Origin of the sequence: Archangium gephyra, from assembly GCF_049060025.1 — a bacterium.
GTDB classification, from domain to species: Bacteria; Myxococcota; Myxococcia; order Myxococcales; family Myxococcaceae; genus Archangium; species Archangium gephyra_A.
In genome coordinates this window covers 1,897,116-1,911,807 of the sequence record NZ_JBMEQQ010000002.1, presented here as the reverse complement: position 1 = coordinate 1,911,807, position 14,692 = coordinate 1,897,116, and the positions used below count along the sequence as shown (strand labels likewise).

At 68.4% G+C, this 14,692-nt stretch carries 8 protein-coding genes and 3 pseudogenes; 7 read left to right on the top strand and 4 right to left on the bottom strand.

Annotated features, from left to right (window positions below):
• Positions 1–7 precede the first annotated feature (7 nt).
• From ACN28I_RS08255 to cglE, 7 genes and pseudogenes are all read left to right on the top strand, one after another.
• On the top strand, positions 8–1,543 hold the full coding sequence (locus ACN28I_RS08255) for a tetratricopeptide repeat protein (RefSeq protein ID WP_420941541.1): 1,536 nt from the start codon (positions 8–10) through the stop codon (positions 1,541–1,543).
• 274 nt (positions 1,544–1,817) lie between these two features.
• Positions 1,818–5,465: a tetratricopeptide repeat protein gene (locus ACN28I_RS08250; protein ID WP_420941540.1), complete on the top strand. Its 3,648-nt coding sequence runs from the start codon at positions 1,818–1,820 to the stop codon at positions 5,463–5,465.
• A 44-nt stretch (positions 5,466–5,509) separates the two neighbouring features.
• Positions 5,510–6,892, top strand: a complete 1,383-nt coding sequence (locus tag ACN28I_RS08245; RefSeq protein ID WP_420941539.1) for a tetratricopeptide repeat protein — start codon at positions 5,510–5,512, stop codon at positions 6,890–6,892.
• 177 nt (positions 6,893–7,069) lie between these two features.
• Entirely contained in the window at positions 7,070–7,351 is a 282-nt protein-coding gene (locus ACN28I_RS08240; protein ID WP_420941538.1) for a hypothetical protein, read from the top strand.
• Positions 7,351–7,629: pseudogene (locus ACN28I_RS08235) on the top strand (FHA domain-containing protein); the annotation flags it as partial. The gene ACN28I_RS08240 and the pseudogene ACN28I_RS08235, both read left to right, overlap by 1 nt.
• Before the next feature lie 1,492 nt (positions 7,630–9,121).
• The gene (locus ACN28I_RS08230) at positions 9,122–9,313 is read left to right on the top strand and encodes an AgmX/PglI C-terminal domain-containing protein (RefSeq protein WP_420941537.1); all 192 of its coding nucleotides are present in this window, start codon (positions 9,122–9,124) and stop codon (positions 9,311–9,313) included.
• Positions 9,314–9,400: 87 nt separating this feature from the next.
• On the top strand, positions 9,401–9,997 hold the full coding sequence (gene cglE / locus ACN28I_RS08225; RefSeq protein WP_420941536.1) for an adventurous gliding motility protein CglE: 597 nt from the start codon (positions 9,401–9,403) through the stop codon (positions 9,995–9,997).
• A 139-nt stretch (positions 9,998–10,136) separates the two neighbouring features.
• On the opposite strand, the pseudogene ACN28I_RS08220 reads toward cglE, so the two are convergent.
• The 4 genes and pseudogenes from ACN28I_RS08220 to ACN28I_RS08205 form a co-directional block, all read right to left on the bottom strand.
• A pseudogene (locus ACN28I_RS08220) lies at positions 10,137–11,435 on the bottom strand (Ig-like domain-containing protein); the annotation flags it as partial.
• 70 nt (positions 11,436–11,505) lie between these two features.
• Entirely contained in the window at positions 11,506–12,474 is a 969-nt protein-coding gene (locus ACN28I_RS08215) for a LamG-like jellyroll fold domain-containing protein (RefSeq protein ID WP_420941535.1), read from the bottom strand.
• Between the two features lie 4 nt (positions 12,475–12,478).
• Entirely contained in the window at positions 12,479–13,453 is a 975-nt protein-coding gene (locus ACN28I_RS08210) for a LamG-like jellyroll fold domain-containing protein (protein WP_420948596.1), read from the bottom strand.
• Between the two features lie 105 nt (positions 13,454–13,558).
• Positions 13,559–13,960 (bottom strand): annotated as a pseudogene (locus tag ACN28I_RS08205) (LamG-like jellyroll fold domain-containing protein); the annotation flags it as partial.
• Between the last annotated feature and the right edge of the window lie 732 nt (positions 13,961–14,692).

Here is a 14,692-nt window from a genome sequence, read left to right as displayed (position 1 = left end):
CCGCGCCATGCATCGACTGATACTCGCCACCTTCCTGGTCCTCGCGCCGCTGGCGGCTTCCGCGCAGGACATGAACACCTACAACCAGGCGCTCGCGAGCTTCAACGCGGGCAAACTGGACGCCGCGGCCCCGCTCTTCTTCGAGCTGGCCGCCAATGCGCAGGACACCGATGTCCGCGGCAAGGCCGAGTTCTACCTGGCTCAGACGTACGCCCGGAAGAAGCTGCACATCAGCGCGCTCGTCACCTACGCGGCCATCGTCAACGCCGGCCACCAGCACCCCTCCTACCTCCAGGCGCTGGAGGGGCTGGTGGACGTGCAGCAGCAGCTCAACGAGCAGAACCTCGTGGCCAACATCCTCGACAAGGCCTACACGCCCGAGGTGCAGGACAAGTGGGTGAGGCTGCCTCGCGAGGTGCTGGCGCGCGTCCACTACCAGGTGGCCACCATCCGCCAGCGCCGCGGCCGTTTCGAGGAGGCCCGCGCGCTGCTCGAGGCCGTGCCGCCCGACAGCCGCGTCTACGCCCGCGCCCGCTACCTGCTGGGCGTGGTGCTCGCGGATCCCCATTTCCCGGGCCGTCCCGCCGAGGCGGATGCGCTGGATGGCGCCGCCCTGGCCGCCTTCAAGGGCGCGCTGGACGCCAAGGGGCCGCAGCTCGCCCATGACGAGGTGAAGCAGCTCGCGCTGCTGGGCCTGGGCCGCCTGCACTACGGCCGCCACGAGTACCCGCAGGCCGTCGCCGCCTACGAGGCCGTGCCGCGCTACGCCCGCTTCTGGGACCAAGCCCTCTTCGAGAACGGCTTCGCCCGCTTCCAGAACGAGGACTTCGGCGGGGCGCTCGGCAGCCTCCAGGCGCTGCATGCCCCGCAGTTCGAGGGCGCCTTCCAGCCGGAGTCGTGGGTCCTCAAGGCGACCGTCTACTACTACAGCTGCCTCTTCGACGAGGTGAAGACCACGCTGACGGCCTACGAGCAGCTCTACGAGCCCATGGCGAAGCAGCTCGAGCCGTTCTCCGGCGAGGACGTGGACCTCCTGAGCGCCTACAACCTGGTGGCGGCGGAGAACCGCCGGCTGCCTCGCCCCATCTACCTGTGGATCCGCGGCAACGAGCGCATCCAGGACGTGATGCGGATGATCGAGCAGGTGGACACCGAGAAGCGCGCGGTGGCCGCCCTGGGTGACTGGGAAGGCACGGGCATGGTGCCGGAGATGGTGTCCTCCCTGGAGGAGGTGCGCGGCACGCTGGTGCAGATCGGCGGCCGCTTCGCCAAGAGCCGCCTGCAGGAGGCCGCGCAGAACCTGCGCACCTTCGCGGATCAGGCGGAGATCATCCGGGTGCAGACGGCGCTCGACGAGAAGGACCTGCTGCTGGCGGGCGTGGATCAGAAGGCCGTCTTGAAGACCCAGTCCATCTACCGGCCGAAGATGCCGGGCGCCGCGTGGAACTACTGGAAGTTCCAGGGTGAGTTCTGGCGCGACGAGATCGGCTACTACCAGTACACCCTGAAGCGCGGCTGTCCGGCGAAGCTCCAGGAAAAGTAAGTCCTCTACGGGGGTGGAGGACGCGAGGGGGCGGGCCCGTGCTCAGTGAGCGCGGGTGCCGCCCCTTCGTCTTTGTTCACCCACGGATCTTCCGTAGTGGAGCACTTCTCATTCCAACACCCCATTTCTACCTTCCCTCGTCCCTTTCGGTAGGTGGTGAGGGAGGCGATGGGGGCGGCCCGGCTTCTCGTGGAGCTCGGGGCGGGTGGGACGCACAGGGTGCGGCTCGTCCGCCGGGAGCCCTCTTTTCCTCGCACCCACCACAGGAGCTCGCATGAAGGCGGTCCTTCGTTTCGGTGCGCTGGCAGTGGGCATGGCGCTCACCGCGGGCGGAGCAGGGGAGGCGGCACAGCCCTCGGGCAAGGCCTCCCAGTCGGCGGAGTCGCGCAAGGGGGCCCCGCGCAAGGGGGCCTCGTCCAAGTCCAAGGCGGCTTCCTCCAAGGAAACCCCTCCCAGGGAGGCGGCATCCAAGGAGGCGGCTTCCCAGGAGCGGGAGCCCGAGCGCCAGGGGCCGGCCCGCATGGGTCCCGCCCGCATGGGTCCGGGATCGGACAACACGCCGCGCATCGCCGATGCCAAGAAGGACGGGCTGGCGGACCGCAAGCGCGACGAGGCCATCGAGGGCTTCAAGCGCCTCATCCCCAAGCTGCAGGAGGGCTCGCACCGCCGGGCGGACATGCTCTACCGGCTCGGTGAGCTCTACTGGGAGAAGTCCAAGTACCTCTACCAGCAGGAGATGAACCGCTTCCTCGAGGCCGAGAAGGCCTTCGACGCGGCCACCGCCCGGGGCGAGCAGTTGGAGGCGCCCAAGCAGGATCACCGCGAGAGCGAGCGCTTCCGCGCCGAGACGATGCGCATCTACGAGGAGCTGCTGAGCGGCTACGCGGACTGGCCCCAGCGCGACGAGATCCTCTTCTACCTCGGCTACAACCTCCAGGAGCTCGGCCGGCGCGATGACGCGGTGAAGCGCTACCTGCAGCTCGTCGAGGAGTTCCCCCAGTCGCAGTTCGTCCCGGACACCTACGTCCAACTGGGCAACCACTACTTCGACAACAACAAGCTCAAGGAGGCCCGCGGCTACTACGAGAAGGCGCGCTCCTCCAAGGTGCCCAAGGTGTACGCCTACGCCGTCTACAAGCTGGCGTGGTGCGACTACAACGGCGGCGCCTATGACGAGGGCCTCGCCAGGCTGCACGAGGTGGTGGACTACGCCGGCGATCGGGGCGAGGAGCTGGGTGACCTCAAGACCGAGTCGCTCAACGACCTCATCGTCTTCTACGTCAAGCTGGACAAGTCGAAGGAGGGCATCGCCTATTTCAAGGCGAAGGCCCCCGAGAAGCGCCAGGAGCGGCTGATCTCCAAGATGGCCGCGCAGCTCATGGACGTGGGTCTGTACGACAGCGCCATCGAGACGTACCGCGTCCTCATCCAGGACAAGCCCATGGGTGCCGGCGCGCCCGACTACCAGCAGTCCATCGTCCGCGCCCACGAGGGCCTGCGCCAGCGCAACCAGGTGCGCGCCGAGATGAAGCGCATGGTGGAGCTGTACCGCCCCGGCAGCGAGTGGTGGCAGGCCAACACCGGCAACAAGCCCGTGCTGCGCAATGCCTTCAGCGTCACCGAGGAGGCCATGCGCGTCATGGTCACCGACTACCACCAGGAGGCGCAGAAGACGCGCCAGGTGGAGACGTACCGGCTCGCCCGCGACATCTACAAGCAGTACGTGGACACCTTCGCCACCAGCGAGGATCCCGAGTTCATCTCCGACTCCGCCTTCAACATGCGGTTCTTCTACGCGGAGATCCTCTGGGCCCTCGAGGAGTGGGAGGCCGCCGCCGCCCAGTACGACGCCGTGGTCGCCTTCAAGGTTCCGGACCGCGACTCGGCCCGCGAGGTCTCCAACGAGTCCTACCGCAAGAACGCCTCCTTCGCCGCCATCATGGCCTACGACAAGCTCGTGAAGATCGAGCGCGGCCAGCTCACCAGGAGCGACCTCAAGGACGGCCAGAAGGTCGACGAGAACAAGTCCAAGGGCCACGTCGAGAAGAAGGGCCGCATCACCAAGAAGGACACGGATCAGGCCGAGGAGCCGCTCACGCGCTTCGAGGACCGGCTGGTCGCCGCGTGCGACACGTACAACACGCTCTACCCGGACAACCCGGATGAGATCGACCTGCGCTACCAGGCCGCCCTCATCGTCTACGACCGCCACCACTACATGGACGCGGCCCGGCGCTTCGGGGAGATCATCCACAAGTTCCCCGCCGAGCGCCGCTCGCGTGACGCGGCGGACCTGACCATGTACGTCCTCGAGTCTCGCGAGGAGTGGCTCGAGCTCAACAAGCTCTCGCGGCAGTTCCTCGCCAACGAGAAGCTGCTCAAGCCCAGCCCCGAGTTCGCCTCCCGCGTGGCCCGCGTCGTCGAGGGCTCGCAGTACAAGTGGATTCACGAGGTCGTCTACCAGAAGGAGAAGAACCCGGCGAAGGCCGCCGAGCTCTTCCTCGAGTACGTGAAGGAGTTCCCCAGGTCGGAGAACGCGGACCGCGCGCTGACCTCGGCCATGGTCATCTTCCAGGAGGCCGGGCAGCTCGACCGCGGCGTGGCCGCCGGCGAGCGCGTCCTCACCGACTACGCGGGCAGCCCCTTCGAGCCGAAGATCCGCTACACGCTCGCGCGCCTCTACGAGAAGCTCGCCGAGTTCCGCAAGGCCGCCGCCATGTACGGCGCCTTCGTGGACACCCATGACGCCGCCACCCGCGCCGCCGACGCCCGCAAGGCGAAGGCGGTGGCCAGCAAGGGCAAGGACGCCAAGGGCAAGGACTCGAAGAGCAAGGACTCCATGTCCGGCGACGCGCCGAGCGCCGACGAGGCGAAGTCCCGCAGGGAGGAGGAGCGCCGCGAGCTGCTCGCCGAGGCCAGCAAGTGGGTGCCGGATGCCCTCTTCAACGCCGGCCTCTGGTGGGAGGGCGTGGGCGAGTCCGACAAGGCCATCTCCGCCTACCGCTCGTACATCGCCCGCTTCAAGGACCGGCCGGACGTGCCGCAGCTCGCCTACAACATCGGCCTCGTCCACGAGAAGGACGGCAAGCCGGCCGAGGCCGCTCGCGCCTTCGAGTCCTTCGCCGGAACGTACGGGCGTGACTCGCGCACCACCGCCGCTCAGCTCTACCTGGCGCGCTACCGGCAGCTCATCGCCTACGGTAAGCAGAAGAACGCCCGCGATACCGAGCGCATGCAGGGCGAGCTCGTCCGCGGCTGGGCGAAGCTGTCCCAGCAGGAGAAGCAGCGGCCGGACCTCCTCGATGCCTACGGCCACGCGCGCTTCCTCGCCGTGGAAGCCGACTGGCAGCGGTACATGAACATCCGCTTCAAGAACGTCGCCACCATCCGGCGCGACCTCACCGCCAAGCAGCAGTCCATGCAGAAGCTGGAGAAGGCCTACGTGGACGTGCTGGGCACCGGCTCGGGCGAGTGGGGCATCGCCGCGCTCACCCGCATCGGCCTCGCCTACGCGGACTTCGCGCGCAACATCCTCGAGTCGCCGGATCCCGCCGGACTCGACGAGGAGCAGACGGCCATGTACCGCGCCGAGCTGGAGAACCTCGCGCTCCCGCTGGAGGACAAGGCCACCGAGGCGCTCGAGAAGGCGCTGGGCAAGGCCTATGAGCTGTCGCTCTACAACGAGTGGACCCTGGCCGCGCAGGACCAGGTGAACCGCTACCGCCCCGGGGCCTACGCCCAGGTGCGCCAGGTGCCCTTCCGCGGCAGCGAGTTCTTCGTCACCTCGGACGTGGCCAAGGAGCCCGGCCTCCCCGAGGTCAGCAGCCAGACCGCTCCGGAACCCGCTTCCACCGAGACCCCGGCTCCCGCGGGCAGCGCGGCGCCCATTCCGCCCACCGCTTCCGGGGAGGCCCAGCCGTGAAGGTGACGCACATGCATCCGCAGGCATCCGCAGGGAGGACGTTCATGGCGTTCCGCCGCACCTTCGCCGCCGCCACGCTGGCCCTCACGGCCGCGTGCGCCACGACCTCGCAGGTGAAGTCCACGCCGGTGGCCACCGCGGCCCCGGCGCCCGCTCCGGCTCCCGCTCCCGTCATCGAGACGAAGAAGGAGCGGGACCTGCGGGAGACCTTCGCCCAGGCCGTCGCCGCCTTCGACGCGGGCGACTACGCCAAGGCCGAGGAGGGCTTCCGCGAGGTGGCGGCCAAGGCGCCGCAGAGCCTCAACGCCCAGTTCAACCTCGGCATCATCGCCGAGCGCCAGGGCCGCCTCGACGACGCTCAGGCCGCCTACGAGAAGGTCCGCTTCCTCGACCCCGGCCATGTGCCCACGCTGCTCAACCTGGGCCGCATCTACCGGGTGCAGGAGAAGTACGCGGAGGCCATCTCCCTCTACGAGGCCGGGCTGAAGGTCCGGGGCCGCGAGTTCGAGTCCTCGCTGCTCAACAACCTCACCGTGGCCTACCGGCTCGCCGGCAAGCACGAGCAGGCCGAGGCCACCGCCCGCCGCGTGCTCGCGCGCCACCCGGACGACGCCGAGGCCTACAAGAACCTCGCGCTCGTCTACTACGACCAGGGCAAGTACCGGCTCGCGGAGCTGGTGCTCGCCAACGCGCGCAAGCTCGATGAGAAGGACCCCGGCATCTACAACAACCTGGGGATGATCTACCTGAAGCTGGAGGACCGGGCCCGCGCGCTCGCCCAGTTCCAGAAGGCCGTCTCGCTCGACGAGCGCTTCGCCCCCGGCTACGTCAACCTCGGCGCCATGGCGCTGGCCTGGCGCGACTACGCCGGTGCCGAGCGCTCCTTCTCCAAGGCCGTCGAGCTGGAGCCCGGCTCCCACGAGGCCTGGCTCTACTACGCCTACGCGCTGGACGGGCAGAAGGGCCGCGACACCAAGAAGGGGCTCGCCGCGGGCGAGGCCTTCGAGAAGGTGCTCTCGCTGCGCGCGGAGCAGCCCGAGGCCGTCTGTGGCGCGGGCTGGGCCTACGCCGTCGAGCGCACCGGCTGGGACAAGGCCGAGGGCTTCCTCCAGCGCTGCAAGGACCTGGGCGCCACGAGCGCTCAGGACAAGCAGATGATCGACTCGAAGCTCCAGGGCATCGCGGCCATGCGCAAGAGTAGCCAGCCCGAGCCCGCGCCCGAGGGGGAGAAGGCGCCCAACCCCGCCGCGGTCGGAGGCAGTGGTTCGATGCTCGACAAGGTGTCCGATGAGGGCGCGCCGCAGGAGGAGGGCGCGCCCGCGGAAGGTGCCGCGCCCGCCGAGGGTGCCGCGCCCTCCGAAGGTGCCTCGCCCGTGGAGAGCATGCCGGCGGCCGAGCCTCCGGCCGAGGCCCCGCGGGCCGAATAACCTACCGGTCCCAGTGGGAAAATTTTTCCACTTACTGGGGCCTCGAGGGGAGCGGGTGGAAGCGGATCGCAGGGATTTCGCGGCATTCCACCACCCGGGACGTTGGTGCAGGGCGTGCAAGGAAGCTGAAGGAACCTCATCCGGGACCCGCTGTCCCATCCGACGAGGAGGCCTGACATGAGACGACTGGCAGCGGTAGTGGCGATGGTGGCGTTGTGGGCGGGGCCGGCGCTCGCGGAGGAGGAGCCGCAGACCCAGGTGAAGGTCATCCAGGAGGAGGACAAGGTCGTCGTCCGCAAGAAGACGACGATCGACTTCACCGACATGGCGGTGGAGGGCGAGCTCACGAAGCCCGAAGGCTCGTACGTTCTCAACCGGAAGAAGACGGACTTCCAGAGCCTCATCCGGGTCCGCGACAACTTCAATCCCGAGCTGCAGAAGTCAGTGGACAACCTCTAATGGGCGGCGTGGGCATGGCGGATGGAAGGGAGGAGGAAGGATCCTCTATGGCGGCGGGGAAGAAGAATGGATTGACGCTGCGGATCACCGGGCCGGATGGGACGGTGCACGAGGCCGTGTCCGAGGCCGAGAGCGTCATCGTGGGATCGGGCGCCCAGGCGGCGGTGAAGCTGCTGGACCCTCGGGTCTCGAACCTTCACGTGATGCTGAAGGTCGAGTCCACCGGTACGGTGACGGCCATCGATCTGGGCAGCGAGAGTGGCACGCAGGTGGACGGCCAGCGGGTGGTGGGACCGCGGACGCTCTCGCCGGGTGACGTGCTGATGCTGGGCAGTTCGCGGGTGGAGGTGCTCTTCGGCAACGCGGAGCCGCCTCCAGCCCCGGTGGGCGCACAGGTGGAGAGCGGAGTGGGGCTGCAGGGCTCCATGCTGCATCCTCGCGCCCCGGAGCCGCGCGCTCCGGAAGTGGGCAACCGGGTGGTGCCTCCGGGCCTGCGCAACCGGGCCACTCCCGAGCAGGTGGTGCGGAGCACTCCCGCTCCGGCGGCCCGGAAGGCGCGCTCGCTCGTCGCGGCGCACATCCGTGAGCCGCTGCCTCCCGAGGCGCTGCCCACCAAGGACGCGAAGGTCCTCCAGGTGCAGCTCCTCTGGGGCGATCAGCTCCTGTCGGTGCAGCACTTCCGGGACGGCGTGCCGGTCACCATCGGCGAGGCGGAGAAGAACTTCTTCCACGTCTTCGAGTCCGAGGTGGGGGCGCGTCACGTGCTGGCGGTGGCTCGCGGCGAGCTGTACGAGCTGCGCGTCCCCGGGTCCGCGGGCGTCATCGTCACCCACAACGGTGACGTGCGCACCAAGGACGGCCTGCGCGCCGAGGGCAAGCTGACGGCCTCGGGCAACGAGCACGCGTACACGCTGGGCCTGCATGAGCGGGCCGAGGTGTCCCTGGGCACGCTCACCTTCGTGGTGCGCTACGTGAAGCCGTCACCGGCCGTGGCGGTGAACACGCTGGCCGAGGCGGACTTCACCTGGTTGAAGATCGCCGGCATCAGCTTCGTGGCGGCCGGGGCCTTCCTGGCGGCCATGCTGCTCACGCCGCGCTCCGAGGCGCAGTCCAGCGACGACATCTTCGCGAGCCAGCAGCGGGTGGCGAAGTTCCTGGTGCAGCCGACCAAGCCGGTGGACACCAAGCTGCTGGAGCGCCTCAAGGGCGTGGAGGAAGGCGCCAAGGCCAAGGGCGAGGAAGGCAAGTTCGGCAAGGAGGAGGCGAAGAAGGCCGAGGCCGATCCCTCCAAGCCGGGCACCAACATCGTCAACAAGAACAAGCGCGAGCAGGATCGCAAGGTGGTGGGCCGGGTGGGCCTGCTGGGCGCGATGAAGAACCTGAAGGGTGGCGCCTCGGATGTCTTCGGTCCGGGTGGCCTGGGCACGGGCATCAACAACGCGCTGGGCGGCCTCAAGAGCGGTGCGGGTCTCGGGGATGCGCAGGGCGTGGGCGGACTCGGCTCGCGTGGCTCGGGCACGGGCGGTGGTGGTACCGCGCTGGGCCTCGGTGGCCTCGGCACCAAGGGCAATGGCCGGGGCGCGGGGGGAAGTGGCGGCATCGACCTGGCCGGCCGTGGCAAGACGGTGACGAAGATCGTCCCCGGAAAGACCACGGTGATCGGCGGCCTCGACAAGGACGTGATCGCCAAGATCATCCGGAGCCACCAGAACGAGATCAAGTACTGCTACGAGACCGAGCTGCAACAAGAACCCGAGCCTCGCGGGCAAGGTGGCGGTGGCCTTCACGATCGACCCGGCGGGCGCGGTGGCCGAGGCGAACGTGACGGAGACCACGCTGAACAGCTCGGCCGCCGAGAACTGCATGCTCTCGCGCATCCGCCGCTGGAAGTTCCCCGAGCCGAAGGGCGGCGGTGTGGTGGCGGTGACGTACCCGTGGCTCTTCTCGCCCGCGGGTGAGTAACCGCTGACGTCTCGAGCATCTGCGAACCGTAACGAAAACCCCTCTCCCCCCACTGGGGAGAGGGTCCTGGGTGAGGGTCGTCCCGATATGAAGAAGCCGCTGCTGGCCGCTGTGCTCGCGATGCTGCCCACCACCGCCCTGGCGGCCACCCCGCCGGAAGGTGTCCCGCTGGAGGTCCGCCGTGGCTTCTTCACCGAGGCGGACATCGGCATGTTCTTCACGCTGGGCGGGGAGAACATCTACTCCAACGCGCAGACGTACCTGCAGTTGGGCGTGGGGTACGACCTGACGGACAAGGTCTCGCTGGGGGTGCACTTCGGGCTGGGCTCGTCGGCGGCGAACTGCTTCGCCGGGTACATGCCGGGCACGAACGTGTGCAGCATGTCCGACAACTTCACGGTGGCGTTCGCCGACGTGACGGCGGCGTACATGGTGCCGCTGGCGGACCGTCTCTACCTGATGCCGAAGGTGGCGGCGGGCCTGTCGCGGTTGGATCCGGCGCCGGTGGGCACGGGAGACCCGGGCGCGGCCCTGACGGCGCCGAACGCGGGCCTGGGCATCGGCATCGAGTACGCGACGCCGATGGATCACTTCTCGGTGGGCGCGGACTTCCTGGCCCGCTACATCATCGGGCCCAACATCCCCACCTTCGCCTTCTTCCCGCGGGTGAAGTACACGTTCTGAGCTTCGCGGGTTCGATTCCCGCCGGTGACAAGTCGGAAGGCCCAGCAACCTCCAAGGGGTTGCTGGGCTTTTCTTTTTGCCCCCGCGGAGGGGAGGGCGGTTTCAGCCGGAATGCCTACGGAGTGGCGGTGTCCTCGGGGCACGTCGGCAGGCCGGAGAGCGAGAACGGCTTCGAGGCCGAGAGCCCATGGGCATTGGTGGCGGTGGCGGTGATGGTGGGGGTGACTCCCGTCGGCGTGCACGAAGGCGCCGTCCACACGATGCGGCTGGTGCTGGCGGTGTCCTGCGCCGTGGCCAGTGAACCCGTGTCGGCCGCCCAAGCGAAGGTCAGGGAGCTGGACTGGGGGTCCAGGGCGGTGACGTCAAAGACAACCTTCTGGCCCGGAGAGGCGGAGGTGGCGGACTGGTAGAAGTTGGTGAACGAGGGAGGGAAGAGCTCCGTGGTGGAGGAGGTGATGCAGAGGGCCAGGGCGCCCGTCGTCTGACCCCCGCGGCCGTCCTGGAGGGTGACGGTGAGCTGGCAGTTGTTGCAGAGACCGGCCGGAACCGAGGAGGGGACGAAGGTGGCGGAGCTGGAGGTGGCGTCCGTCCAGGTGCCGGGGCAGGAGGCTTCCCACTGGTAGGAGAGGGTATCGCCATTCACGTCGGAGGCCGTGACGGAGACGGAGGTGGACTGCCCGGCGTCGAGCCTGTTGAGGGTGGCAGAGATCTTGGAGACGGTGGGCCAGAAGTTGAACGAGATGTCGAGGGCGGCGGCGCCAGTGGCGGCACCGGAGGAGACGTAGATGGAAATGGAGAGGGAGACGGCGGCGCCCTGGGAGTCCGTCACGGTGAGGGTGAGGGTCTGGATGCCGGTGGAGGCGGGAGCCGTCCAGGAGGTGGTGGAGGCCGTGGTGTCGGAGAAGGAGCCGCTGGAGGCGGTCCACGCCAGGGTGAGAGGGTCGCCCGCGTTGGGGTCAGCCACGGAGGCCGTCAGGGAGAGGGAGCCGCCTGCCTGGACGGTGGTGGTGGAAGCGACGAGGGAGGTGATGAGGGGCGCCTCGTTCTCGTAGGGCGGAGGAGGCGAGAGCTCCTGGAGGGTGAGGGCGACGGCGGTGGTCTGGTCGGCGGTGAGGGTGACGCCGGACGTCTGGCCTTCGAATCGCAGGGTGCCGGAGGCGTCGAAGGCCTCGGCGTGGAAGGTGCGGTTGGAGCCAGGGGGGAGGTTGCCGAGGAGGCCGCCCCAGGAGCCGTTGGTGCTGGCCAGCTCGATGGAGAGGGAAGACATGTCCGAGGCGGAGACGGTCACCTTGACGCGGGCGACGTCACTCGCGGAGAGCGCCTGGGGGATGGAGACGGCGAACTGGACGGAGCTGGTGGGCTGAGAAGAAGAGGTGCAGGCCGCCAGGGAGAACAGCAGCACCGCGGCGAGGCCGAGGAGACGTGAGTGGAGGGTCATGGCGTGTTCTTTTGAAGGGAAGGAGTGGGAGTAAGGGGATGAGGAATTCAAAGACGAGCAGCAGCGCCGCTCAGTACGAGACCGGGAAGTTCGCGGTGGTGTGCCGGGCCCTGCCGATCGTCACCAGCAGGTCATCCACGTAGGCGGGGTGGGTGCCAATCGAGATGGCCGACGTGGTGGCGGTCGGCCCCTCCATGCGGTCGGTGGCGGGAATCGTCAGCATCGACACGAGCACCCCGTTCTTGTGCGTGTACAAGCGCGTGCCCGAGCGGCTCAGGGAGAGATGGACCCAGGTGTTCAGGGGCAGGACGCCCCACCCGATGGACCCGCCCCACCACCGCGCATCCTGGTTGCCGTACGCGAAATCGGCGCCGTTGTTGTAGCGCGTGTTGCCGACGGTGATGTCCCACCCGTTCCCGGCTACCACCGGGGAGAAGTCCCCGGCCCGGGTGGAGAAGTTCACCCAGAACTCGATGGTGAAATCCTGGGCCCCGAGAAGGTACGCCGAGCTCGTGGGGGTGGTGAGGCTGCCGGTCGTCAGGTTGGCGGAGGCACCGCCGCGCACCGCCTGGGTGGTGGTGATGGTGGGCGAGGAGACGGTGGTCAGCGCCGCGCCCGACCCGTAGTTCGGGAACGACGTCGAGAGGTGGGCTCCGTCCATCGGGAGATACAGGGTGGGCCTGGCCAGTTGCGCCAACGCGAAGTTGGCCGTCGTGTACTTCGCGCTGCCGATCGTGATCATCACGTCGTCCAGGTACGAAGCGCTCTGACCGATCATCAGCGCCGAGGTGGCCGCACCGGCCTCCATGTTCGCGTTGGCCGGAATCGCGACGGTGGAGACGAGCACCCCGTTCTTGTGCGTGTAGAGCCGGCCCTGGGAGCGGGAGATGGCCAGATGGGTCCAGGTGTTGAAAGGCAGGACGCCCCACCCGATGGACCCGCCCCACCACCGCGCTCCCTGGTTGCCGTAGGCGAAGTCCGCGGCGTTGTTGTAGTGCACATTGCCGAGGGAGATGTCCCACCCGTTCCCGGAGATCACCGGGCTACCGCTCCCCCCGTGAGCAGAGAAGTTCACCCAGAAGCTCGATCGTGAAGTCGCGGGTGCCGATGACGTTGGCCGCGGTGGCGTCGGTGGTCAGGTAGCCCTGCTGGAAGTTGCCGCTCGCCCCCCCGTACCTGGCCACCGAGGTGGTGATGGCCGGCGCTGAGACCGCACTGAACGCCACGCCGTTGGCGGCGAGGTTCGGGAAGACCGTCGAGCCGTTCGCTCCGTCGAGCGGAAGGAAGACGTGCGGCTCCGTCGGCACGAGGCGCGGAGGGTAGGTCGCACGCGCCACCGAGAAGTTCGAGGTGTCGTGCCGGGCCGTCCCCACGGTGATCAGCAGATCGTCCATGTAGGCCGGGTGCGCGCCGACCGTGATGGAGGACGAGGTGTTCGGCCCCTCCATGCTGTCGGTGGCCAGGATCGTCAGCGTCTGCACCAGGATCCCGTTCTTGTGGGTGATCAGGGTCGTGCCCTTCCGGGTGAGGGACAGGTGCGTCCAGGTGTTGAGGGGGAGGACTCCCCAGCTGATGTCTCCTCCCCAGTGCCGGTAACCGCTCACCTCCGTGCGGTAGAAAGCGAAGTCCGCGTTGTTGTTGTAGTACGTGTTGCCGAGGGAGATGTCCCAGTAGCCGCCAGCGGCGGGAGTCCCCCCCCAGAGCACCGGCGAGCCGCCCCCACCCAGTGCGCTGTGGTTGACCCAGAACTCGATCGTGAAGTCGCGAGTCCCGAGCACGTTCGCCCCGGACACGGTCGTCGCCAGGGACCCCGAGGCGAAGTTGCCGCAGCCGCCGCAGCCCGCGCTCGAGTTGGAGATGGTCGGCGTGCCCGTGGCCGTCAGCGCGACGCCTCCGGGCACCGCGTTCCGGAAGTCCGGGGAGAGATCCTCTCCGTCACCCCGTCCGTCCATCGGCAGGTAGATGTTCGGAAGGGGCCCCACCTTCGCGGGCGTGAAGTTGGCGGTGGTGTGCTTCACCCCTCCGACGGTGATCAGCAGGTCGTCGATGTACGCTGGGGAGAAGTTGCCCACCGTGAGGACCGACGTGGCGGAGGTTCCTTCCAGGCGAGCGGCGGCATCGATGGTGATCGAATCCTTCAGCACGCCATTCAGGTGCGTGTACAGGTTGGTGCCGGAGCGGGAGACCGAGAGGTGATGCCAGACGCCCGTCGTCAGAACGCCCCATCCGACGTACCCGCCCCACCACCGGGCCGATTGATGCCCAAAGGAGAAGTCCGCGGCGTTGTTGTAGTTCGTGTTGCCGAGGGAGATGTTCCAGCCGTCGCCGGAGACGACCGTGGAGACGAAGCCATCGAGGGAACCGCTGTACTTGACCCAGAACTCGATCGTGAAGTCGCTGTTGCCGATGACGTGGGCCGCGCTGCGGTTGGTCGTCAGATGGCCGTTCTTGAAGCAGCCGCTGCCGGCGCCGTACTTCGGTGAGACGGTGGAGATGGCCGGTGCCAGCTCGGGACGGAAGCTCACCCCGGAAGCTCGAGAAGTTCACGAAGTCCGTGGACGAGTTATCGCCCGTGACGGCACTGGTATTGTCCATGGGGAGCATGACCAGCGTCGAAGGACCCGACAGGGTATGCGTCCAGCCGTCTCCGGTGGCGGCGGCGCTCGTGTTTCCGGCGTGGTCAGAGGCGCGCACCGAGGTGTAGTAGGTGGTCCCCGGTGCCAGCGTCAGGCCCGTGCGCGAAGCAGTGGTGACGTTGCCGATGTTGGTCCAGCCGAGGATGTCGGTGCCGCCCGCGCTCGTGCCAATCGCCAGCTCGTAGGAGGCGAGCCCGCTCCCCGAATCGACGCTCGCGGTCCAGGTCGCCACCGGGGAGGCCGTCGGCTGGTGGGTGGAGGTGCCGTCGTTGAGCCCGGTGGGGGCGGAGGGACCCGTCGTGTCGACGAGCCAGCCGTTGCCGGTGAGGGTGGAGAAGTTGCCGGCGCGGTCGTAGGCCCGGATCGACGGGTAGTAGGTCGTCCCGCTCGTGAGCGTCAGCCCCGTGAGGGTGGTGCCGGGGCCGGCACCGGGAGTGAACCGGGTCCAGTCCTGCGTCTGGGTTCCTCCGGCGGCGGTGCCGACGGCGTATTCATAGTGGTCGATGCCGCTGCTCGCGTCGGTGAAGGCCGTCCACGTCAGCGCGGGGGAGGTGGTGAGGGAGCGGGAGGCGGTGCCGTCGTCGAGGGTGCCGCCCCCGGCCGGCGGGGTGCTGTCGTAGA

Coding starts and splice junctions, on each gene's coding strand:
- ACN28I_RS08255 (WP_420941541.1), top strand. CDS start 8: ATGCATCGACTGATACTCGCCACCTTCCTGGTCCTCGCGCCGCTGGCG.
- ACN28I_RS08250 (WP_420941540.1), top strand. CDS start 1,818: ATGAAGGCGGTCCTTCGTTTCGGTGCGCTGGCAGTGGGCATGGCGCTC.
- ACN28I_RS08245 (WP_420941539.1), top strand. CDS start 5,510: ATGGCGTTCCGCCGCACCTTCGCCGCCGCCACGCTGGCCCTCACGGCC.
- ACN28I_RS08240 (WP_420941538.1), top strand. CDS start 7,070: ATGAGACGACTGGCAGCGGTAGTGGCGATGGTGGCGTTGTGGGCGGGG.
- cglE (WP_420941536.1), top strand. CDS start 9,401: ATGAAGAAGCCGCTGCTGGCCGCTGTGCTCGCGATGCTGCCCACCACC.